Annotated in this window: 19 protein-coding genes; 11 read left to right on the top strand and 8 right to left on the bottom strand. The window is 33.3% G+C overall.

Annotated elements, in window-relative coordinates; genetic code table 11:
• Positions 1-73 precede the first annotated feature (73 nt).
• The 3 genes from ACW5R3_RS07625 to ACW5R3_RS07615 all read right to left on the bottom strand — a co-directional run bounded on the left by ACW5R3_RS07625 (position 74) and on the right by ACW5R3_RS07615 (position 3,285).
• Positions 74-1,498: a hypothetical protein gene (locus ACW5R3_RS07625; RefSeq protein WP_456576411.1), complete on the bottom strand. Its 1,425-nt coding sequence runs from the start codon at positions 1,496-1,498 to the stop codon at positions 74-76.
• 56 nt (positions 1,499-1,554) lie between these two features.
• Positions 1,555-2,649: a redox-regulated ATPase YchF gene (gene ychF, locus ACW5R3_RS07620; RefSeq protein ID WP_456576410.1), complete on the bottom strand. Its 1,095-nt coding sequence runs from the start codon at positions 2,647-2,649 to the stop codon at positions 1,555-1,557.
• A 282-nt stretch (positions 2,650-2,931) separates the two neighbouring features.
• The gene (locus ACW5R3_RS07615; RefSeq protein WP_456576409.1) at positions 2,932-3,285 is read right to left on the bottom strand and encodes a 4Fe-4S dicluster domain-containing protein; all 354 of its coding nucleotides are present in this window, start codon (positions 3,283-3,285) and stop codon (positions 2,932-2,934) included.
• A 145-nt stretch (positions 3,286-3,430) separates the two neighbouring features.
• Here ACW5R3_RS07615 and ACW5R3_RS07610 point away from each other — a divergent pair, with 145 nt between their 5' ends.
• The 7 genes from ACW5R3_RS07610 (at position 3,431) to ACW5R3_RS07580 (ending at position 10,807) form a co-directional block, all read left to right on the top strand.
• The gene (locus tag ACW5R3_RS07610; RefSeq protein ID WP_456576408.1) at positions 3,431-4,489 is read left to right on the top strand and encodes an acyl-CoA reductase; all 1,059 of its coding nucleotides are present in this window, start codon (positions 3,431-3,433) and stop codon (positions 4,487-4,489) included.
• A 136-nt stretch (positions 4,490-4,625) separates the two neighbouring features.
• Positions 4,626-5,687 carry a 3-phosphoserine/phosphohydroxythreonine transaminase gene (gene serC / locus ACW5R3_RS07605; RefSeq protein WP_456576407.1) on the top strand — a complete coding sequence of 354 codons (1,062 nt, stop codon included), beginning with the start codon at positions 4,626-4,628 and terminating at the stop codon, positions 5,685-5,687.
• 69 nt (positions 5,688-5,756) lie between these two features.
• Positions 5,757-6,716: a D-2-hydroxyacid dehydrogenase gene (locus ACW5R3_RS07600; RefSeq protein WP_456576406.1), complete on the top strand. Its 960-nt coding sequence runs from the start codon at positions 5,757-5,759 to the stop codon at positions 6,714-6,716.
• Between the two features lie 56 nt (positions 6,717-6,772).
• A complete protein-coding gene (locus ACW5R3_RS07595; RefSeq protein ID WP_456576405.1) occupies positions 6,773-7,411 on the top strand; it encodes a DUF937 domain-containing protein in 639 nt (212 codons plus the stop codon).
• 120 nt (positions 7,412-7,531) lie between these two features.
• Entirely contained in the window at positions 7,532-7,957 is a 426-nt protein-coding gene (locus ACW5R3_RS07590; protein WP_456576404.1) for a DUF6146 family protein, read from the top strand.
• A gap of 26 nt (positions 7,958-7,983) precedes the next feature.
• Positions 7,984-8,478 (top strand): DUF6787 family protein, encoded by a 495-nt coding sequence (locus ACW5R3_RS07585; protein WP_456576403.1) that lies wholly within the window; start codon positions 7,984-7,986, stop codon positions 8,476-8,478.
• Positions 8,479-8,539: 61 nt separating this feature from the next.
• Positions 8,540-10,807 (top strand): TonB-dependent receptor, encoded by a 2,268-nt coding sequence (locus tag ACW5R3_RS07580; RefSeq protein WP_456576402.1) that lies wholly within the window; start codon positions 8,540-8,542, stop codon positions 10,805-10,807.
• Between the two features lie 24 nt (positions 10,808-10,831).
• Here ACW5R3_RS07580 and ACW5R3_RS07575 read toward each other — a convergent pair whose 3' ends face one another.
• Entirely contained in the window at positions 10,832-11,134 is a 303-nt protein-coding gene (locus ACW5R3_RS07575; RefSeq protein ID WP_456576401.1) for a hypothetical protein, read from the bottom strand.
• Positions 11,135-11,358: 224 nt separating this feature from the next.
• Between ACW5R3_RS07575 and ACW5R3_RS07570 the strand changes: the two genes are divergently transcribed.
• A complete protein-coding gene (locus tag ACW5R3_RS07570; RefSeq protein WP_456576400.1) occupies positions 11,359-13,794 on the top strand; it encodes a DUF5916 domain-containing protein in 2,436 nt (811 codons plus the stop codon).
• A gap of 48 nt (positions 13,795-13,842) precedes the next feature.
• A complete protein-coding gene (locus ACW5R3_RS07565; RefSeq protein ID WP_456576399.1) occupies positions 13,843-14,520 on the top strand; it encodes an ABC transporter ATP-binding protein in 678 nt (225 codons plus the stop codon).
• A 20-nt stretch (positions 14,521-14,540) separates the two neighbouring features.
• On the opposite strand, the gene ACW5R3_RS07560 is transcribed toward ACW5R3_RS07565, so the two are convergent.
• From ACW5R3_RS07560 to aroC, 3 genes are all read right to left on the bottom strand, one after another.
• Positions 14,541-15,275, bottom strand: coding sequence for a flavodoxin family protein (locus ACW5R3_RS07560; protein WP_456576398.1), 735 nt, complete (start codon positions 15,273-15,275; stop codon positions 14,541-14,543).
• A gap of 157 nt (positions 15,276-15,432) precedes the next feature.
• A complete protein-coding gene (locus ACW5R3_RS07555; RefSeq protein WP_456576397.1) occupies positions 15,433-16,743 on the bottom strand; it encodes a dicarboxylate/amino acid:cation symporter in 1,311 nt (436 codons plus the stop codon).
• A gap of 32 nt (positions 16,744-16,775) precedes the next feature.
• Complete coding sequence (gene aroC / locus ACW5R3_RS07550; RefSeq protein ID WP_456576396.1) at positions 16,776-17,837, bottom strand: chorismate synthase; 1,062 nt, start codon at positions 17,835-17,837, stop codon at positions 16,776-16,778.
• A 185-nt stretch (positions 17,838-18,022) separates the two neighbouring features.
• Between aroC and ACW5R3_RS07545 the strand changes: the two genes are divergently transcribed.
• Complete coding sequence (locus tag ACW5R3_RS07545) at positions 18,023-18,859, top strand: UDP-2,3-diacylglucosamine diphosphatase (protein ID WP_456576395.1); 837 nt, start codon at positions 18,023-18,025, stop codon at positions 18,857-18,859.
• Positions 18,860-18,862: 3 nt separating this feature from the next.
• Here the strand turns inward: ACW5R3_RS07545 and ACW5R3_RS07540 are convergent, their stop codons facing one another.
• Positions 18,863-21,775, bottom strand: a complete 2,913-nt coding sequence (locus ACW5R3_RS07540) for an FAD-binding and (Fe-S)-binding domain-containing protein (RefSeq protein ID WP_456576394.1) — start codon at positions 21,773-21,775, stop codon at positions 18,863-18,865.
• A 136-nt stretch (positions 21,776-21,911) separates the two neighbouring features.
• Between ACW5R3_RS07540 and ACW5R3_RS07535 the strand changes: the two genes are divergently transcribed.
• Entirely contained in the window at positions 21,912-22,415 is a 504-nt protein-coding gene (locus tag ACW5R3_RS07535) for a hypothetical protein (RefSeq protein ID WP_456576393.1), read from the top strand.
• Positions 22,416-22,432: the final 17 nt, after the last annotated feature.

Raw genomic sequence — 22,432 nt, 5'->3', positions numbered from 1 at the left:
TCGCAGGAAAAAAAGAAACCCCAATTTTGTAAAATAATTAACAATAAAATGAAATAGTTATTTTTACGGTTTTCTATTTGAAATTCGGGTTTTTATAGAGCGCTAAAAACACGCCATAATCGGTAATTTCTTCAACTAAAACCCACGTATTCTGAACCTCCAACAACTCCTCATCCTTAGTATAATTCTCAACATTTGATAATAATATATACGGATTCGTTTTTAAATTAAACTCAGCATATTTCTTATCATCTGCCAAAGGTTTTAGTGTTGAAAAATCGCGCTCATTTAAACGGATTCGTGTCCCTATTTGATGAGGTTTCAAACCTTTTATAGCTATAATTTCCTCTATTTTTTCTTCTAATGAGTAGTAGCGTAAATAAGCTAGACTTGCGTCCCAAGGTTGTGATAAAGTAGCGGGATAAATCCAAAAATGCCCTGATAAAAAACAGAATAAAACACTAGCAAACACTGTTTTCTTATATTTAAACTGACTGATATACAATACATTTATAAGGAAAACTATCGCTAAAATATAGCAAATCATAAAATACCGCGATCCTATAGGATTAGAAAATGGAACCATACCTAAAAACAAAACAATAGCAAAAACTAAGAATGCGACACCTATACGATTAGCCCGAACAGCGTTCCATGTTTTAATATTTCTCAAATACTTATAAATCAGAGGAACACCTATTAAAAACACTACAAAACGCCCATATTCCAAAAAACTCTTAACATATACAGCAATATTTACTAGTACATTATTAATTTCTGCAGATTGACGATGTTCACTATAATTTGCATTTTGTGTTATTAAAAACCACCCCAATGAGCGGTACTGTATGAAACAAAAAATAGCAAAAGAAAATACAGGGACAACATATGCATAAAACAAGGATTTATTTTTTGCTATTAATTTAAATTTCAAATAGAATAAATGAATAATTAATAATGCCGAAAACAAATAAATACCACGCAAATTAGCAAAAAGTAAACCTGTAAGCGCCAGTGTATAATAGAATGGTTTGACGTTAATAAGACTATTTAAGGCAAAGAGCGTGAAAAACAATAACAACATGTCATTATTCAAACTAGTAGTTTGAGCAAGCAAAGTGGGTTCGAAACACACTAAAACAGATGCTACAACAGCAACTCCCTTAACAAAGTTATTTTTACAAAGCTGGATTACTTGATAAAACACTCCCAAGTTAACCAACAACAACAAGACCCTTGAACTTAATAATGTTTTACCTAAAAGCGACCAACTAACGGCTAATAAAGAAATCCACAAAGGAGGATGTCCTGAATTAAACTCTGTTGGTAAAATAAACCCTGTTAAACCATTATTATAGATCCAAGTTGCTCTAGATGATTTACTTATAGCATCCCAAAAAAAAGGAAGATCTCTTAATAAGATAGCTTCAGCAATCAGCAAACAAGCAATTAAAATATATAACTGAGAGTATGTTACTTTAGTTAACCGTTTCAACATTTTAGTAAGATATTTAAAAAATAAACACCAATACCCAAAATGTAAAAATTTTGGTTTTAAACATTAAATAAGAAATGCATAACATCACCGTCTTTAACGATGTAATTCTTCCCTTCTACACGCATTTTACCAGCTTCTTTAACTTTAGACTCACTACCAAACTCTTCGTAGTCTTCATAAGCAATTACTTCAGCACGTATAAAACCCTTTTCAAAATCGGTATGAATTACACCTGCAGCCTGCGGTGCTGTAGCTCCTATATTTACAGTCCAAGCACGAACTTCTTTAACCCCTGCAGTAAAGTAGGTTTGTAAATTTAATAATTTATAAGCTGATCGGATTAACTTAGCAGAACCTGGTTCTTCCAAACCTATATCAGCAAGAAACATCTGACGCTCTTCATAATCGTCTAATTCATTTATATCAGCCTCTGTACCTACCGCTAACACTAATACTTCAGCATTTTCATCTTTTACCGCTTCTCGAACTTGCTCTACATAAGCATTTCCTGAATTAGCAGAATTCTCATCAACGTTACAAACATACATCACCGGCTTATCGGTAATAAACTGACTTGGCTTAACAACTTCAATCATTTCATCTTCAGAAAATTCTAAAGCACGAACTGACACTCCCGATTCCAAACCTTCTTTAATTCTTAAAAGTACAGCCTCTTCTTTCTGAGCTTCTTTATTACCCGTTTTAGCGGCTCTTTTAACCTTATCTAGCTTTTTATCAACTGTTTCTAAGTCTTTAAGCTGCAATTCCATATCAATAGTTTCCTTATCTCTAATAGGATTTACATCTCCATCAACATGAACAATATTATCGTTATCAAAACAACGTAAAACATGTAAGATTGCATCGGTTTCACGAATATTAGCTAAAAACTGATTACCTAAACCTTCACCTTTACTAGCTCCTTTTACTAAACCAGCAATATCAACGATTTCAACAGTAGCTGGTAAAACACGTTCTGGATTAACCAAAGATTCCAATTTTTCCAATCTTGGATCTGGTACATTTACAACACCAATATTAGGTTCAATTGTACAAAACGGAAAGTTTGCACTCTGCGCTTTAGCATTTGATAAACAATTAAATAATGTTGATTTTCCGACGTTTGGTAATCCTACGATGCCTGCTTTCATTGAAAACTTATTTTTATTCCGCAGTTAAGGGAATTAATTTTTGATTAATATTAATGATATTCACTATAGAAATAATCTTAGCAAATAATACTTTGTTCAACATGTTATTAACAACCTAACATGAGGGCGCAAATATAACTAAATCTTCAATAGAATATATAGGCTTTACAAAATTTGTTATAGGTAAAAATAAGTCGTGATTATGATCGCTTTAAAACAAAAAAAACCTCAAATAACTATTTGAGGTTTTTAACATTTTTAAGACATAAAACCCTATCTAATTTATGAATCTGGATGCATAAAACGCTGCTTAGCATCTAGCTCTGAAGCTTCTTCAACATGATCATCATCCGGAACACAACAGTCTACAGGGCAAACTGCAGCACACTGAGGCTCCTCATGAAAACCATGACATTCCGTACATTTATCAGGAACAATATAGTAAATCTCATCACTTATAGGTTCTTGCGCTTCATCAGCATCAACTTCTTTTCCATTTGGTAAAACAACATTTCCGTCTAAACTAGTACCATCTTTGTAGCGCCAGTCATCAGCACCTTCATATATAGCCGTATTTGGGCATTCTGGTTCACATGCACCACAATTAATACATTCGTCCGTTATTATAATTGCCATGTTTCTATCTTTTTATTATTGTTCAATTCTTAAAAAGGAATCTGACATCTATATAATCAGAATTAAAACCTTTTGTTGCTCGTTTGCTTTATGTAAATTTGCAACTGCAAAAATAAAGCCAAAACCATTCATAACCAAATCATACATGGAATTACAAAAAAGAATTAACGCCTTTGTAGAATTAGGAAAATTTCTTGACCAATTTTCAAATGAAACGTTTAAAAAAAATGACAACGTTACACATAACGATTTGTTTTTTGATGGTTTCAAACATCAAATTAAATTAGCTCAAGAACAAAACACTTGGTTTACTATTGAGAATTTAAATTACGCTTTCAAAGGATGGGCTAACTCATTAAAAGAAAGCAATATTAATAAATGGCTTTTAAACTATACCTTTAATGATGTTTCAGCTAAAACAGTTGCCATTATTATGGCAGGAAATATTCCGTTAGTTGGATTTCACGACTTTTTATCTGTACTAATTTCTGGACATAACGTTTTGGTAAAACAATCCAGAAACGACAGATCTTTACTACCCTTTTTAGCGAAGTATTTAGAAATAGTTGAACCAGAATTTAAAGGTAAAATCTCTATAACCTCTGAAAAATTAGAAAATTTTGATGCTGTAATTGCTACAGGAAGCGGTAACACAGCTAGATATTTTGAATATTACTTTAAAAACAAACCGTCTATTATTAGAAAAAACCGAAATTCGGTAGCTATTCTTACAGGGAACGAAACAGACAGCGAACTAGAAGCTTTGTCCGATGATATTTTTAGATACTACGGACTAGGCTGTAGAAACGTATCAAAACTACTGGTTCCTAAAGATTATGATTTTCAAAAGTTCTTTAAAGCCATGTACAAATGGCATCCTATTATTCATCAAAATAAATACGCCAACAACTATGATTACAATAAAGCGGTTTATCTAATGAGTGAATTTGATATGCTTGAAAACGGTTTTCTAATGATAAAAGAAGATGCTAGTTATGCATCTCCTATAGCAACTGTTTTTTATGAATATTACGAAAATCTACCAGCACTTACCGATAAACTAAAAACCGATGCTGGTAAAATTCAATGCATTGTAGCTAAAGATATTCTTGATTCTGAAATAAACTTTGGAGAAACCCAAAATCCGCAACTTTGGGACTATGCTGATAATGTTGATACAATTTCATTTTTGTTAAAAATATAGTTAATAAATTATCGAATATTTAACAGCTTTTTTAGGAGAATTTAGCACCTTTGTGGGAATCACAGATAAAAAATATTCCCAATTTTCTGCAGACATACTTCAGGAATAATTTGGAAACATCAAACTAATTTCTCTCATGAAAAGACATAATTTTAGTGCAGGACCTTGCATTTTACCTAAAGAAGTGATGCTTAAAGCATCAGAAGCTATATTAGATTTCGATAACGGACTTTCCTTAATTGAAATTTCACACAGAAGTAAACCTTTTGTTGATGTTATGGAAAAAGCACGTTCCTTAGCATTAGAACTTCTTGGCTTAGAAGGCAAAGGCTACAAAGCCTTATTTTTACAAGGCGGTGCCAGTACTCAGTTTTTAATGGTAGCTTTAAATCTGCTTGAAAAACGTGCTGGATACCTAAACACAGGTACTTGGAGCGACAAAGCTATTAAAGAAGCCAAAATTTTTGATGACATTTATGAAGTAGCTTCTTCAAAAGATGCTAATTATAATTTTATCCCTAAAGGTTACGATATCCCTTCTGATTACGACTACTTTCACTGCACTTCAAATAACACCATATTTGGAACCCAAATGAAATCCTTTCCTACTTGCGATATTCCTTTGGTTTGCGATATGAGTAGTGATATTTTTTCTAGAGAACTAGACTTTACTAAGTTCGATTTAATTTATGCCGGCGCTCAAAAAAACATGGGCCCTGCAGGAACAACACTAGTAGTAGTTCGTGAAGACATATTAGGTAAAGTTTCTCGTAAAATACCTTCTATGATGGACTACAAAGTACATATAGGTAAAAGCAGCATGTTCAATACACCTCCTGTATTTGCTGTATACACATCCATGTTAACAATGGAATGGTTAAAGAATTTAGGTGGTATTTCAGCTATTGAAAAAGAAAACAATAAAAAAGCACAACTATTATATAGCGAAATAGACTTAAACCCACTGTTTAAAGGTTTTGCCATGAAAGAAGATCGCTCAAAAATGAATGCGACTTTTAACCTAACTAATGAAGATTTAAAAGAAACTTTTGAAACTATGCTTGCTGAAGAAGGTATCAATGGTTTAAATGGTCATCGTAGTGTTGGTGGCTACCGCGCGTCTATGTATAACGCTCTACCTTTAGACAGTGTAGGTGTTTTAGTAGACGTTATGAGCGAATTAGAACGCAAAGCATAAAATACAAACATAAAACAACATACAAATATATAGTTCCTATGTAGATGGGAATACAAATCGATTTATTCAATGAAAATATTAGCAAACGACGGGATTTCAAAAAGTGGCGTTGAAGCACTAGAACAGGCTGGCTTTGAAGTTTTAACTACCACAGTAGCACAAGAGCAATTAGAAAACTACATTAACAAGCATAGCATTGCCGTGTTATTAGTAAGAAGTGCAACAAAAGTAAGACAAGATTTAATTGACAACTGCCCTAGCCTAAAAATAATAGGTCGTGGTGGTGTTGGTATGGACAATATAGACGTAGAATACGCTAGAAATAAAGGCCTTCACGTTATCAATACACCTGCAGCGTCTTCTCAATCTGTTGCAGAACTAGTATTTGCACACCTTTTTGGAGGTGTACGTTTTTTACATGACTCTAATAGAAATATGCCTTTAGATGGCGATTCTCAATTTAAATCATTAAAGAAAAACTACGCTAAAGGAGTTGAACTTCGCGGAAAAACTATAGGTATTATTGGTTTTGGACGTATTGGTCGTGAAGTTGCTAAAATTGCCTTAGGTGTTGGAATGAAAGTTATAGCTAGCGATAAGTTTGTTGGTAATGCTACAATAAAAGTAGAATTTTACAACGGACAGTTTATTAATGTTGAAATAGAAACAGAACCTACCGAAGATATTTTCAAGAAAGCCGATTTTATTACCGTTCACGTTCCCGCTCAGAAAGATTATGTTATTACTGAAAAAGAATTTGCTCTTATGAAAGATGGTGTTGGGATTATTAATGCTGCTCGTGGTGGTGTTATTGACGAAGTTGCTTTAGTTAAAGCTCTAGAAAGTGGTAAAGTAGCTTTTGCAGGGTTAGACACTTTTGAAGAAGAACCAACCCCTGCTATTCAAGTTCTTATGAATGGTCGCATGTCTTTAACACCACATATTGGTGCTGCTACTAATGAAGCTCAAGACCGTATTGGAACTGAATTAGCGACGCAAATTATCAGTTTATTAAAAGTAGAAAATTAAGAGTTAGAAGATTTTAGTATCTTAACGCTCTATAAAATCAATAATTAAAAAATAAAATGGCAGGAATATTAGATTTATTAAATAGCGATATGGGTAAAACCATAATTAGCGGTGTTGCAGGTAACTCCAACCAATCTGAAAGCAAAACTCAAGATGTTTTAACCATGGCATTACCTGTATTAATGCAGGCAATGAAACGTAATACAGCATCTTCTGAAGGAGCTGAAGGCCTAATGGGCGCTTTAAACAATAGCAATCATGACGGTAGTATATTAGATAATTTAGGAGGCTTATTTTCTGGCGGTGTAGACCAATCTGTTACCGACGAAGGAGATAAAATTTTAAATCATGTACTCGGAGATAAAAAATCAACTGTTGAGACTGCAATTGGCACCAAAGCAGGTGTTGACTCAAACTCTGTTGCAGAAATACTTAAAGTTGCTGCTCCAATCCTTATGGGCGTATTAGGCAAACAAAGTCGTGAGCAAAACGTCACTAATAGTTCAGGAATCGAAGGACTTCTTGGAGGTTTATTAGGTGGTAACTCACCACAACAAGAGCAAAGTTTTTTAGAATCTATTTTAGATGCTGATGGTGACGGTAGTGTTGTTGACGATGTTGCAGATATGTTTTTAAATAGCGATAAAAAAGACGGTGGAATTAGCGATATGTTAGGCGGGTTTTTCGGTAAATAATAAAAATAACAACCAATAAAGCAAAGCCAGATTTAATATTAAATCTGGCTTTGCTTATTTTAAGAATTTCAGTAAAGTTTTAACTATAATAAATTTTGTATTTTTAATAAAACCTGAATTATGAAAAATTACATTTATTTTATTTCGGTTTTATACCTTATGGCGAGTTGTAAATCAAACAAAAGCACAATTTACAATTCTGAAGTAAGTCAATCCGAACAAGATACCATTCGAATAGAAAATGAAGCCTTAGAATACGAAATTATCATTATAGAAAATGGTTTTGACACCTGGCTAAATAGTCGTGCTAGACCAAGGGATTTTTACACCCAATCATTCTTAGAAGCACGCAACATAGTATATGTTACAGAATGGAATAATCGGGTAATTTCATCTAGATACGATCCAACATTATACGAACTATCAATTGACTACCAACCTACCGTAGATTACGGGTTTGAAGTAAACTATTTACTATACTATTACTTTGTGTTTTTTGAAGAAAAGTATAATCAGAAATTATCTGTTCATAATCCTCAATTTTAAAGTATCTTTGCTCGCAAATTCCTAGTATGAAAAACTTTAAAGAATCATGGGAGATTCAACATAATTGGCAACTTTTATTTCCAGCTATTGGTCTTATAGGACTTTTATATTCTAGCTTTAAACTAACTAATATTTTTCCTTATTCAGACCAACTTATCATACAATTACTATTTACAGTTATCTTGTTTGTATTACTATTAAAAGCAACACTGTGGATTTTCAAAAAACTTGAAAATCGTTGGGTAGTAACTTATAGATGGGAAATTATTCGCATATTCATTGTTTTTGCAATAACAGGCAGCTCTTCGTTATTAATTGGCCGACCTTTAATAGCCTTACTTGGTATTACTAAAGAAAACCTAAACCCTATTATCTACTGGATTTTATTCATTATTGTAGGACTAATATTTTATCAAATCCTATTGGTTAGTTACGGTTGGCTATTTGGTCAGTTTAAATTCTTTTGGGAGTTTGAGAAGAAAATGCTTAGACGAGTTGGATTTAAGCGCTTCCTAGATTAAAAAATTAGAGAGCGCTATTTACTAAAAGATCTGATAGCTCTTAAAAAATCACTTATATAACATGAAAACAATTTTAAATTTCTTGTTTTTGGCTCTAACAACTATAGCAGTTAGCCAAAATAGCATTCAAGGTATTGTTACAGATGCCGATATGGGAGACGGACTCCCGTATGTAAACATTTATTTTCCTCAGTTAGAAAAAGGCGCTACTACTAATGATAACGGTGAGTTTACTATCAATAATCTACCTTCAGGAAACTACACTTTAGTTTACTCATTTGTTGGTTACGAAACTAAATCCATTAACATAACTATACCAACTACCGAGATAATTTCCCTAAGCTTATCTAGCTCTGCAATAGAAATGGAAGCAGTTATCATATCCACACCTTTTCATAAGCTTCAAAGCGATAATGTTATGAAAGTTGAGCGTAAAACCATTAAAGATTTGAAAGCTTCTGGGGCCGTAACGCTAGGTGAAGGTATATCAAATATTGCAGGGGTTGAAGGCATAAGCACCGGATTAGGAATAACAAAACCTGTTATTAGAGGTTTAAGCTCTAACCGTGTATTAGTTTACACGCAAGGTGTGCGACTTGAAAATCAACAATTTGGTGATGAACATGGCTTAGGCTTAAGCGATAATGGTGTAGAAAGTGTTGAAGTTATAAAAGGGCCAGCTTCATTATTATATGGTAGTGATGCTTTAGGTGGCGTTTTATATATTAACCCAGAGAAGTTTGCTTCAGAAAACACATCTGATGCCGATTTTGGAGGCACGTATTTCTCAAATACTCAGGGCTACAACACGAGTGCTGGCTATAAAGCTTCTAGCGATTCTTTTAAAGTGCTATTCCGAGGTAGTATTACAGAGCATTCCGATTATAAAACAGCAGATTACCGTGTGACAAATACCCGTTTTAAAGAACAGGATTTTAAAGCTGGACTAGGGTATCAATCAACTAATTTTAAAACAGATTTCCGATATAATATCAATCACTCAAAAATTGGTATTCCGGAGGGAATTGGCGAGCAATCTACAAACAAAACACCTCTACTAGCTTATCAAGAGCTTACAAATCATATTTTTAGTTCGAAATCCACGGTGTTTTTCAAAAATTCTAAATTAGAATTTAACTTAGGCTACATCTACAACGACCGTAAAGAATTTGAAGACGAACACGAGCATGAAGAACATGATGAGCATGACGGACATGATCATGGTGATGAAGATGAGGATGATCACGACGAAGACCATGATGAAGAAATAGCCCTTGAAGAGTTACACCCTACATTGCAAATGAAATTAAAAACGGCTAATTATGATATTAAATACCACTTACCTGTTTTAGGTAAATTTGAAACCATCGTTGGTGTTCAAGGTATGAATCAAGTAAACACTAATTATGGCGAAGAAATTTTAATCCCAAATGCTACAACTAATGATTTCGGTATTTTAGCCATGTCACATATTCATTTTGAAGAATTTGATATCCAATTAGGAGCGCGTTATGATAACCGTTGGATTCAACTTCAGAATGATTTAAACAAAACATTTAACAGTTTTAATGGCGCATTTGGTATCAAATCTAACTTAAACAAAAATATAACAGCTAGGCTAAACTTAGCAACAGGTTTTAGAGCTCCAAATTTAGCCGAACTAACATCAAACGGAACACATCATGGTACTAATCGTTATGAAGTTGGTAATATCAATTTAAATAACGAACAAAATTTTCAGGCCGACTTAGCTCTAGAATATAAAAATGAACATATTGAGTTTTTTGTAAATGGTTTTTATAATCATATTAATGATTATATCTACCTTTCACCTGACGGTACAGAAATAGATAATGCCCCCGTATATAATTATATCCAAGAAAATGCTGCACTCTATGGTGGTGAAGCTGGTTTGCATTTTCATCCGCATCCGTTAGATTGGTTACATTACGAAAGTAGTTTTGAAACCGTTACAGGAAAACAAGATTCTGGCTCATACCTACCTTTAATACCTGCCAATAGTCTTAATAACACCATTCGTGTAGAAATAAATATTAAACAAAACTCAAACGCTTACGCTTTTATTAAGCTTAAATCTGTGTTTAACCAAACACATGTAAGTGAATTTGAAACACCTACAGATGGTTACAACCTATTAAGTGCTGGCTTTGGTGGACAATTTAAATTATTTAAAAAAGATCTTTCTGTATCCATTACAGGAACAAACCTGACAGATAAAGCATATATAAACCACCTATCACGTTTAAAATCTGATGGTATTTATAATATTGGAAGAAACTTTAGTGTAGGCCTCACCTACTCCTTATAAGTCTTTGATAAAAAAAAGAGTGATTTACAAATCACTCTTTTTTTTGGACTCTATTGTTACGTTCTTTGTTTTAGCAAAATAAAATGTATAGCCCCACATAATCGTAAACGATGGTATAAAATCTAAGAATGGCAATGCTTCTTCTACAAAAGTAAAAGCCGCTGCTATCTTACCTTTTCTTCCCGCATACATCTTACTCATTAAATAAGCTGATAACGGTGCCCATACAAAATCAAATGGTGGAAAAATGTATGAAAAATACCCTAGGGCGTCAAAAACTAAACCAAATAGTAGTTTTTTTGATTTGCTTAATTTCTCTAAATTCATGTAGTATATTATAATTCACATTTATAATAGCAAATTTTATTCCATAAATTAAAAAACAGATTTTTCAATTACACTAAGCCATAAAGACCTAAAAGTTTATTAAAAAACCCATGATGCATTTAACGTTTATTTAAGATAAAATACCCGCCTCTGCCCATAGATTTGCAACAAAACTGTAACAAATCATTTTTTTAGCAATCTTTAAAATAGCAAAAACCAACCAAATGACAACCAAGCTATTTACTATCATATTTTTTATTTGTTGCCTTACTTCGGTAGCACAAGAAAAAAAAGTCTTGCATATTACGCGAGCAGAAACGCCACCTCAAATTGATGCGGTACTAGATGATGATGCATGGAAACAAGCAGAATTAGCTAATAACTTCATACAATTTACCCCAGAAATGGGTATCAAAGAAACGACTGAAACACGAACTGAAGTCAAAATCACATATGATGATGACGCTCTATATGTTAGTGCCTATTTATATGACAACCCTAAGGATATTATGCGCCAATTAACCAGCAGAGACAATTTTGGCCAGTCTGATTTTTTCGGTTTAATATTAAACCCCAATAATGACGGTCAAAATAACACGGAATTTTTTGTGTTTAGTTCCGGAACCCAAGCGGACGCCTTAGAGTCACCAGGTATTGGAGAAGATTTTGGATGGAATGCTGTTTGGGATAGCGCTGTTAAAATAGTTGATGATGGATGGATTGTTGAAATGAAAATACCTTATAGAACGCTACGTTTTTCAAACCAAGAAGTATCTACTTGGGGCTTACAGTTTCACAGACATTACCGAAGAGATCGATCGCAATTTACATGGAATCCTATTGATGTAACTAAAGGTAGCGTTGGTATTTATAATGGAGAACTAAAAGGTTTAACCAATTTAGATCCTCCTACCAGACTAACCTTATACCCTTTTATTTCTGGAATCACTAGTACTTTTGAAGGCAAAACCGAAACACAATTTAATGCCGGAATGGATTTAAAATACGGTATCACAGAAAACTTTACACTAGATGCCACATTAATTCCCGATTTCAGTCAAGCTGGCTTTGACGCAGTCGAACTCAACTTAGGTCCATTTGAACAAACTTTCTCCGAACAACGACAATTTTTCACTGAAGGTGTTGACTTGTTCACAAAAGGAGATTTATTTTTCTCTAGACGTGTAGGTAATCAACCTTCAGGAACTGTTACAACAGATTCGGATGAAAACATAACCGAATTTCCTGAAAAAGTAAAGGTTTTAAATGCTATTAAAGTTTCTGGAAGAACTAAAAACGGTTTAGGTATAGGTGTATTTAACGCCATCACCGGTAAAACTTACGCAACTATTGAGAATACAACCCTCAACACATCACGCGACGAGTTAATTGAACCATTAACTAATTACAATATATTAGTTGTTGACCAACAGTTTAACAAAAACTCTTCTGTAAGTTTAATAAACACAAACGTTACCCGAAATGGACATTTTAGAGATGCTAATGTTACAGGACTTCTAGCCGATTTAACCACAAAGAAAAACACTTACAACTTAGTAACCGAGTTAAAAATGAGCCGTTTAAACTTAGAATCTGGCACAGAAACAGGTTACAGCTATAAATTAGAGTTTTCTAAAGTATTTGGAAATTGGCAATATTGGCTAGGTCATGAATATGCAGATGACACTTACGATATAAACGACCTAGGATTACAATACAGAAATAATTTTAGTAATTATGGCGCAGAAGTGTCCTACCAAACATTCAAACCAACAGGAATATTTAACAACTATTATATCAATGCGTGGATAGATTATAATCGTTTAGCCAATCCAAACACTTATACAGGAAACACTATTGGATTAGCTTTTTCAGGTCAACTTAAAACAATTCATGGGTTTGGTGGTAATATTAGCTTTCAACCAGGAAAACAATATGATTATTTTGAGCCACGTGTAGATGGACGCTATTTTATTTATGAAAATCAATTAAACACGAATGTCTGGCTCTCTTCCAATTATAATAAAAAATTTGCCATAGATGCCAATATCGGAGGTGCTACGCTATTTGAAGAAGATCGTGAAACCAATAATATTTGGTTTAGCATAAGTCCACGTGTACGATTTAATGACAAACTACTCCTTATTTACAGTTATAATTACGATAAAATTAATGACGATCGCGGTTATGCTGATATTATAGATGAAGAGATTATTTTTGGAAATCGTGATAGAAAAACCATTATAAACAGTTTAACAGGTTCTTATAGCTTTAACCCATTTCACACATTAGAATTAACATTTAGAAACTATTGGAGTACTGTTTTATATGATGATAACATTTATTTACTTGAAGAAAATGGCCGTTTAACAGAAACAGACACTACATTTGATGAAGCTGATTTAGATGACCCTAATATAAATTTTAGTACATGGAACTTGGACCTTGGATACACATGGCAATTTGCTCCAGGAAGTTTTTTAACAGCACTTTACAGAAATCAATTGTTTAATCTTAATAAAGAAGCGCGACTAAATTTTAGTAACAACTTTGATAAATTACTAAAACAACCTATTCAGAACGTTGTTTCGTTAAAAATTCAATATTTTATAGATTATAATAACATTAAAAAAGTTTTCAATAAGAAATCAAATTCTTAATTGTAAAGCCATTTAGAATGTAGTACATTGCTTATTCATTTTATTACAATGATTTCAGTAAAAAACCTCCATAAATACTACCAAGATTTACACGTTTTAAAAGGTGTAGAACTAGACATCAAAGTAGGTGAAATTGTATCAATTGTTGGTGCATCTGGTGCCGGAAAAACAACACTCCTACAAATTTTAGGTACTTTAGACAAACCCTCTAAGAAACACGAATTTCAATTTACACTTAACAATGTTAGTGTTAGTGATTTATCAGATAAAAATTTAGCTAAGTTTCGTAATGAAGAAATTGGATTTATTTTTCAATTTCATCAATTACTTCCAGAATTTACGGCAATAGAAAACGTTTGTATTCCCGCTTTTATAAAGAAAACAAATAAAGCAACCGCAGAGAAACGCGCCATTGAATTATTAGATTTCTTAGGACTTAAAGACCGATATCATCACAAGCCAAACCAACTATCAGGTGGTGAGCAACAACGTGTTGCAGTAGCGAGAGCGTTAATTAACAAACCTAAAATAATTTTTGCTGATGAACCATCCGGTAATTTAGATAGTGAATCAGCCGAAAACCTGCATAACTTATTTTTTAAGCTGCGTGACGAATTTGGACAAACTTTCGTTATTGTAACTCATAATGATGAATTAGCAGATATGGCAGATCGCAAACTTACCATGGTAGATGGCCTAATTATAAACGATACTGAAACTGCTTAAAGTTTATTTAAAAAACTCCATTAGCGATATTCTGGATTCTCAAAATCCCATTTCGTTCCATCATCCCAAGATTCTCTAGAATTACCATATTTTGGATACCCTTTTCGTACTTTTAACATCTGTGCCAAATGAAGCAAATTATAAGTCATAAATGTTGTGTTTCTGTTAGTAAAATCGCTATCAAAGCCAACAGGTGAATCTAGTTTCTCATCGTTCCATTCCGTATCTCCATAACTCGGACCAGGCCCTACTTCTCCTATCCAACCGCAATCTGCTTGCGGAGGCACCGAATAACCTACATGTTGTAAAGCATATAAAATTCCCATAGCACAGTGCTTCACACCGTCTTCATTTCCTGTAACAATACAGCCACCTACTTTACCATAAAAAATATACTGACCTTTATCGTTCGTTTTTCCGCTCATAGCATACAAACGTTCTATAAGCTTTTGGGCTTCTGAAGATTTCTCACCCAACCAAATAGGCGTACCAACAATAAGAATGTCGGCATCCATAACTTTCTTGAAAATTGAAGGCCAATCATCGGATTCCCACCCGTGCTCGGTCATATCCGGATAAACACCTACAGCTACGTCTTCATCAATAAAACGAATAACTTCGGTGCTAACACCTTCATTCTCCATAATAGCTTTAGATACATTTATTAGAGAATTCGTGTGACTTTTTTGTGGTGATTTTTTTAAAGTACAATTTATAAATAAGGCTTTTAAACCTTTAAAATTAGGCTTTTCCATAAATTTTGTTTTTCTAAAAGATACAAATAAATACAGTTGCCCTTTTATAAAAAACTGTTAATTAGTTACAAACTAAACTACTAGACTTAACATAATAAATTATTGAATGGCCTAATAGGTTCTTGAAACTAAATAAATTCTGAAACAAATATCCGCTTTAGTTCTTATTTTTCTGGTAGTTGTCATCCCAATTTTTCACTTTTGGCTCGCTTAATTTACCAACCGATTTAGCAACCATCATAGATACAGCAGCATCACCAGTGATATTTACAGATGTTCGGCACATATCTAAAGGTCTATCAACAGCAAAAATTAAAGCTAATCCAGCTTCAGGAATACCTGCTTGAGCCAAAACAATTACCAACATAACCATTCCAGCACCAGGAACCGCGGCACTACCAATAGAAGCTAAAGTAGCCGTAGCAATTATACCTAACTGAACACCAAAACTTAAATCCATCCCAAAAGCTTGAGCTATAAATACAGCTGCAACTGCTTGGTATAAACTTGTACCATCCATATTTATTGTCGCTCCAATAGGCAAAACAAAACTCGTTACTTCCTCTTCTACGCCTAGGTGCTCCTCTACTCGCTCCATAGTAACGGGTAAAGTAGCAGCACTACTACTTGTTGAGAAACCTAGTAATTGAGCAGGACCAATTCCATTAAAGAAAAATTTAGGTGTTTTTTTGGTTACTAAATAAACTAGTAATGCATAAACTAACATCATAAGTCCCAATCCTAATAACACACAAAACGCATACCATCCCAAGGCTTTAAACAAATCCGCACTTGGCGATTCAACAATTAAAGCCGCTAACAAGGCAAATACGCCATAAGGAGCTGCAAGCATAATGAGGTCTATTAATTTCAATATCACTTCATTAAAACTGTCAAAAAATTGTTTTACAGGAGTCGATTTTTCTTCAGGTATAAGAATTAAACCTATACCAAAGAATATAGCAAAGAATATAACCTGAAGCATATTACCATTGTTACTAGCGGCATGAAAAATGTTACTTGGCACCAAATCCTCTAAAGCTTGAAGTGGACCAGCATTTTTCTGTTTCTCAGCATCAGCTATTTTTCCATCAGCATCTCCTTTATAACTCTCTACTAACTCTATACGTGTCTCTTCGGAAATAGATTTTCCTGGTTTAATAATATTAACAACCGATAAACCAATACTAACAGCTATTACCGTTGTTAGTATATAAATACCAATGGTACGCCCTCCCATTTTAGATAATTTTGATATATCTTTTAAATCGGAAACCCCTTTTATCAAAGATCCTAATATAAGTGGCACTGCTATTAATTTCAATAAATTAATAAATATAGTTCCGAAAGGCTTAATCCAATCTGTTACTAATTCACTTCCTGATTCAAAATTCGACATGATTAATGCGAAAACGACACCTAGTACCATTCCTAATATAATCTGCCAATGCAATGCGAGTTTTTTCATATCTAATTGTTAAAAAGTCGTAATATATTATACTATTTGTAAACCTTATTTAAAAGGAAGTAATCTGCTAAAACAAGAGCGGCCATAGCCTCAACAATAGGTACTGCTCTAGGAACCACACATGGGTCATGGCGTCCTTTACCTTGCATATCTACAATTTCTCCTTTAGAATTTAATGCTTCTTGATCTTGAATTACTGTTGCCACAGGTTTAAAAGCTACACGGAAATAAATATCCATACCATTACTAATACCACCTTGAATTCCTCCCGATAAATTAGTTTTCGTACTACCATCTGTATTAAAAAGGTCATTATGCTCAGTTCCTGTCATTTTTGCACCACAAAACCCACTACCATATTCAAATCCCTTAACGGCATTGATTGATAGCATAGCCTTACCAAGTTCAGCATGAAGTTTGTCAAAAACAGGCTCGCCAAGACCTACAGGCACATTTTGCAACACACAAGTTATCGTACCGCCAATAGTATTCCCTTCTTTCCTTATTTCTTTAACTTTAGCAATCATGCGGTTTGCCGTTTCAGTATCTGGGCAACGTATAGCATTGGATTCAATTTTAGAAAAATCTAAATCCTGATATGGTTTTTCTAAAAAAATATCACCAACAGATGATGTATAAGCAGAAATTTTAATGTCTTTTAAAAATTGTTTGGCTATAGCTCCTGCTACAACTCGTGATGCTGTTTCTCTTGCAGAACTACGTCCACCTCCGCGATAATCACGAACACCATATTTTTTATCATAAGTGTAATCGGCGTGACTAGGTCTGTAAACATCCTTAATATGCGAGTAATCTTTTGACTTTTGATTGGCATTTTGAATACTGAATCCTATAGGTGTCCCGGTTGTTTTACCTTCAAAAATTCCAGATAAAAATGCTACGGTATCAGGCTCTTTTCGTTGCGTTACTATATCTGACTGTCCAGGTCTACGTCTATTTAATTCATCTTGAATAGCATTAAAGTCTAATTCTAAACCAGAAGGACATCCATCAACAACTCCACCAATAGCTACGCCATGTGACTCGCCAAAGGTTGTTAACTTAAACAAATTTCCAAAAGAATTGCCTGCCATAAATTTAATTTTATCTGCTAAAGTACTTGTATTATCACAGAAACAAAAATGCTTTTGTGCTTATAGGCAATAATTAGCATCTAATTAGCTAACAATTATTTAACAAATTCCTCACAACTAAATAATTAGCACTTAATATTTAATTAATAATCAATCCTGATATTAGCGGCATAATTTTAAGAAACTTGAAACTCAAACGAAAAATAGAGATAGCCGTAATTTCTGACGTACACTTAGGTACGTATGGTTGTCATGCCAAACAACTATTAACCTATTTAAGTAGTATTCAACCCAAAAAACTTATTTTAAACGGTGACATTATTGATATTTGGCAATTCAACAAACGGTATTTCCCAAAGTCCCATTTAAAGGTTATCAAAAAAATCATGGATATGGCTGCTAATGGCGTAGAAGTCATATATATTACAGGTAATCATGATGATATGCTCCGTAAATTTAGTGACATGACTATCGGAAACATCTCTATAGTAGATAAAGCTGTTTTAGAACTAGATGGAAAAAAAGCATGGTTTTTTCATGGTGATGTTTTTGATGCATCTATTCAGAATGCGAGATGGTTAGCAAAACTTGGAGGTTATGGTTACGATGTATTAATCCTAATAAACCGATTAATAAACTGGTGTTTAGAACGCTTAGGAAAAGAAAAATACTCTTTATCAAAACGTATTAAAAACAGTGTAAAATCGGCACTTAAATATATTAGTGATTTTGAAAGTGTTGCAAGCGATTTAGCTATTGAAAACGGCTATGACTATGTTGTATGCGGACATATACATCAACCAAAAATGTTAATTAAAGAAAATAAGTACGGTAAAACAACCTATTTAAACTCAGGCGATTGGGTTGAGAATTTTACTGCACTAGAATATCAATTTAAACGCTGGAAAATATATCATTATAACCATGATAAATTATCGCCATTCTTTGCCGATAGTGATGTTAAGGAAGCCGAGGTTAATGATTTAATTGCAGCAATAACTATAGTTAAAAAACATAAATAAGAATTAAATTAGCGCCGCTTTTAAAATACTTATTGGATGAAATGCTTCTCTTTGGGTTCCATCTTTAATTTGATGCCTACAGCTAGTTCCATTTGCTGCTATAATTGTGGTTTCCGGACTTTTACTAATAGCAGGAAATAAGGTTTGATTTCCAATTTGCATACTTACTTCATAATGTTCTTTTTCGTATCCGAAACTTCCGGCCATACCACAACAACCACTTGGTATAATAGTTACTTTATAATTTACAGGTAAATTCAATATGTCAAAACTAGACTTCTGACTACTTAATGCTTTTTGGTGGCAATGGCCATGAAATTTAATCACCTTATTTTCAGAAGTAAATTGAGAAGGCTTTATAAATCCTAATTCTATCTCCTTTTGTAAAAACTCTTCAATTAACAAACAATTTTTAGCAAGTGTTTTGGCTGCTTCTTTGTCCGTTGCTAATTTTAAATACTCATCTCTAAAAGTTAAAATGGCAGATGGCTCAATACCAATTAATGGCGATTCATCTGAAATAATTTTCGAAAAGATTGCTACATTTTCATTCGCTAATTTCTGTGCTTGTTTTAAGAATCCTTTAGATATAAAAGCGCGACCAGATTCACGATGCTTTACGTATTTAACATCATAGTTTAACGCTTCTAATAAGGCAATTGCATCTTTACCAATTTGAGTATCTAAAAAATCCGTAAACTCATCAATAAAGAAATAAACAACTTTCTTTTGTTTTTTAAGTTCTTGACTTTTAGACATATTAACACATCTACTTAAAGGTTTGTTTGAAATTAAAGGCAATGTTCTATTTATAGCAATACCTAAGTTATTTTTAATAACACGACTTGTTACCTTGTTTGTAAACATATAATTAGAGATTCCCGAAACACGACTAGCAAAACCATTCAAGTCATTATTATATGCAAATAATTTAGTACGCAATGAACTCCCGTTTTCTTTCTGATATTGATATTCAAATTCAGCTTTTAAACTAGCAACATCTACACTACTAGGACATTCTGATGCACATGCTTTACAACTAAGACATAAATCGAAAACATCTTTTAATTCATTGTGATTAAATTTATTTCGTTTATTAGAGGTCGTTAAGAATTCTCGCAAAGCATTAGCACGAGCACGCGTTGTGTCTTTTTCATTTTTGGTAGCTCGGTAACTAGGACACATAACACCTCCAAATTCAACCGATTTCCTACAATCTCCAGAACCGTTGCACTTTTCCGCTTCCCTTAAAATCCCTAAAGATCCAGAAAAATCTAACAAGGTATCAACCTGTGGTTCTTCTCTATTAGGTTTATAGCGTAAATTTTCATCCATAGGAAGCGCATCAACAATTTTCCCTGGATTAAAAATATTAAGTGGATCAAAAACCGACTTAATATACTTTATAATCTTATAATTATCAGGCCCAATCATTATTGGTATAAATTCTGCACGAACAATACCATCACCATGCTCACCACTCATCGAACCATTATATTTCTTTACCAAATGAGCCACATCGGTTGTTATCTTTCTAAAAAGTATAACATCCTCTTTCTTTTTTAAGTTTAGTATAGGTCTCAAATGTAATTCACCTGCACCTGCATGAGCATAATAAACAGCCTCTTGATTATACCCATTCATGATTTTTGTGAAATCGGTTATATAATTGGCTAAATCGGGTATAGATACAGCTGTATCCTCTATACAAGCAGCCGATTTCTTATCACCAACAATATTCCCTAATAACCCTAAACCTGCCTTACGAAGCTCCATAGCTTGGTTAATAGCTTCATCCTGAAGAACAACTTGAGCATAACACAAATTAACAACTTCAGAGTTTTCTTGTAGCGCTATAATAGCCTTATTTAAACCGTTAACAGAATTTTCACGGAGTTCGCACATTAAAATAGCTTCCGGATCACCAATAATAAACTGTCTGTTTTGTTGTTGTGTTTTATTGTGTTTCGTTAAATCTAAAATTGTTTTGTCTAACATTTCACAGGTATGCAAATTATATTGCATAACGGTTTCAACAGACTTCAAACAAGATTCTATTGAATTAAAATGCAAACACACTAAAGCTGATTCTGTTGGTGGTAACAAATCTAACTTTAAAGTGATTTCGGTTGTAAAGGCTAAGGTTCCTTCACTTCCGGTTAGTAATTGACACATATTAAAATCTGTCTCAGAATCAGAAAAAACGTTAGATTCTATAAGTTTATCAATAGCATACCCTGTATTTCTCCTATGAATTTCAGGTTTTGGAAAAGCTTCAATTATTTGTTTTTGAATAGTTTTAGATTCTAAAGCTTCATAAAGTGCTTTATAAATTTGCCCTTCAAGGTTTGTTAATTTGGAACGCTTTAAAAAATCGGTTTTAGATATAGCTGAAAAACTAGCTTCACTCCCATCACTTAAAATGGTTTGTAACTTTATTACTTTATCTCGTGTAACACCATATTGTATTGAAGTCGTTCCAGATGAATTATTACCTACCATACCTCCAATCATGCATCTATTTGATGTGGATGTATTGGGCCCAAAAAATAAGCCATAAGGTTTTAAATAATTATTTAAAACATCACGAACAACTCCAGGTTGAACTGTAACTGTCTTATCAGCTTCATTAAAGGCCAATATGTTATTAAAATATTTTGAAATATCGACCACAATACCCGGTCCCACACATTGCCCTGCTAAAGACGTTCCTGCGGCTCTAGGAATAAGTGACACCTGATGCTTAGCAGCAAACTTGATGAGTGTTTTAATATCCTCAGAATCTTTAGGGTATGCAACTGCAAGTGGTAGAATCCTATATACAGACGCATCAGTAGCATAAATAGATTTGAGTAAATTATCGGTAAACAAATCGCCTTTCAAGCTATTGTTTAATTGGGTTAGATGCTGTTTCACTGCTTTAATTATTATGGATTGATAAAGCTAAAAAGAATTTCAATAACATTAAGTATTTAATATTTTTTTTACTTAATTGGACATCTGTTTTAATATTTCACACGTAAATTAATTAACAAAAAAAGAAAAAGAGTTTATGAAAATATCACATTTATTTTTTGCTGCCTTTTTAGGCTTATTTACTAGTAGTTTTGCTCAAGAAATATCGAAAAATGCTATCGGATTACGTTTAGGCGATAGTGATGGTTTTGGTGCAGAAATATCATACCAACGTGCATTATCTGAAAGCAACAGAATTGAAGTTGATTTTGGTTGGCGAGACGGGCGCGATTATGACGGTTTTAAATTAGCGGGTTTATATCATTGGGTATGGAATATTGAAGGTGGGTTTAATTGGTATGCAGGTCCAGGATTAGGTTTTGGTTCATACAAGTCTGAGTATTATGACAATTTTAATAACCGCTATAAAGATACTGATGCTTTTGTTTTTTTAGCAGGAAATGTTGGTATCGAATACAGTTTTGATTTCCCATTACTTTTATCCTTAGATTTCAGACCTGAACTTGGTTTTGGAAGCTCAGATTACGATAATAATGATTTGGATTTTGATATTGGCTTAGGCGTACGTTATCAATTTTAATATTACCATTTATTCAA

The organism is Algorimicrobium bowmanii, from assembly GCF_054031195.1.
Note: the sequence above shows the minus strand (reverse complement) of the source record. Positions and strands in the feature narration are given on the sequence as shown.

Bases quoted from the DNA above. Each gene is read 5' to 3' on its own strand.
- ACW5R3_RS07625 (WP_456576411.1), bottom strand. From the start codon at position 1,498: ATGTTGAAACGGTTAACTAAAGTAACATACTCTCAGTTATATATTTTA.
- ychF (WP_456576410.1), bottom strand. From the start codon at position 2,649: ATGAAAGCAGGCATCGTAGGATTACCAAACGTCGGAAAATCAACATTA.
- ACW5R3_RS07615 (WP_456576409.1), bottom strand. From the start codon at position 3,285: ATGGCAATTATAATAACGGACGAATGTATTAATTGTGGTGCATGTGAA.
- ACW5R3_RS07610 (WP_456576408.1), top strand. From the start codon at position 3,431: ATGGAATTACAAAAAAGAATTAACGCCTTTGTAGAATTAGGAAAATTT.
- serC (WP_456576407.1), top strand. From the start codon at position 4,626: ATGAAAAGACATAATTTTAGTGCAGGACCTTGCATTTTACCTAAAGAA.
- ACW5R3_RS07600 (WP_456576406.1), top strand. From the start codon at position 5,757: ATGAAAATATTAGCAAACGACGGGATTTCAAAAAGTGGCGTTGAAGCA.
- ACW5R3_RS07595 (WP_456576405.1), top strand. From the start codon at position 6,773: ATGGCAGGAATATTAGATTTATTAAATAGCGATATGGGTAAAACCATA.
- ACW5R3_RS07590 (WP_456576404.1), top strand. From the start codon at position 7,532: ATGAAAAATTACATTTATTTTATTTCGGTTTTATACCTTATGGCGAGT.
- ACW5R3_RS07585 (WP_456576403.1), top strand. From the start codon at position 7,984: ATGAAAAACTTTAAAGAATCATGGGAGATTCAACATAATTGGCAACTT.
- ACW5R3_RS07580 (WP_456576402.1), top strand. From the start codon at position 8,540: ATGAAAACAATTTTAAATTTCTTGTTTTTGGCTCTAACAACTATAGCA.
- ACW5R3_RS07575 (WP_456576401.1), bottom strand. From the start codon at position 11,134: ATGAATTTAGAGAAATTAAGCAAATCAAAAAAACTACTATTTGGTTTA.
- ACW5R3_RS07570 (WP_456576400.1), top strand. From the start codon at position 11,359: ATGACAACCAAGCTATTTACTATCATATTTTTTATTTGTTGCCTTACT.
- ACW5R3_RS07565 (WP_456576399.1), top strand. From the start codon at position 13,843: ATGATTTCAGTAAAAAACCTCCATAAATACTACCAAGATTTACACGTT.
- ACW5R3_RS07560 (WP_456576398.1), bottom strand. From the start codon at position 15,275: ATGGAAAAGCCTAATTTTAAAGGTTTAAAAGCCTTATTTATAAATTGT.
- ACW5R3_RS07555 (WP_456576397.1), bottom strand. From the start codon at position 16,743: ATGAAAAAACTCGCATTGCATTGGCAGATTATATTAGGAATGGTACTA.
- aroC (WP_456576396.1), bottom strand. From the start codon at position 17,837: ATGGCAGGCAATTCTTTTGGAAATTTGTTTAAGTTAACAACCTTTGGC.
- ACW5R3_RS07535 (WP_456576393.1), top strand. From the start codon at position 21,912: ATGAAAATATCACATTTATTTTTTGCTGCCTTTTTAGGCTTATTTACT.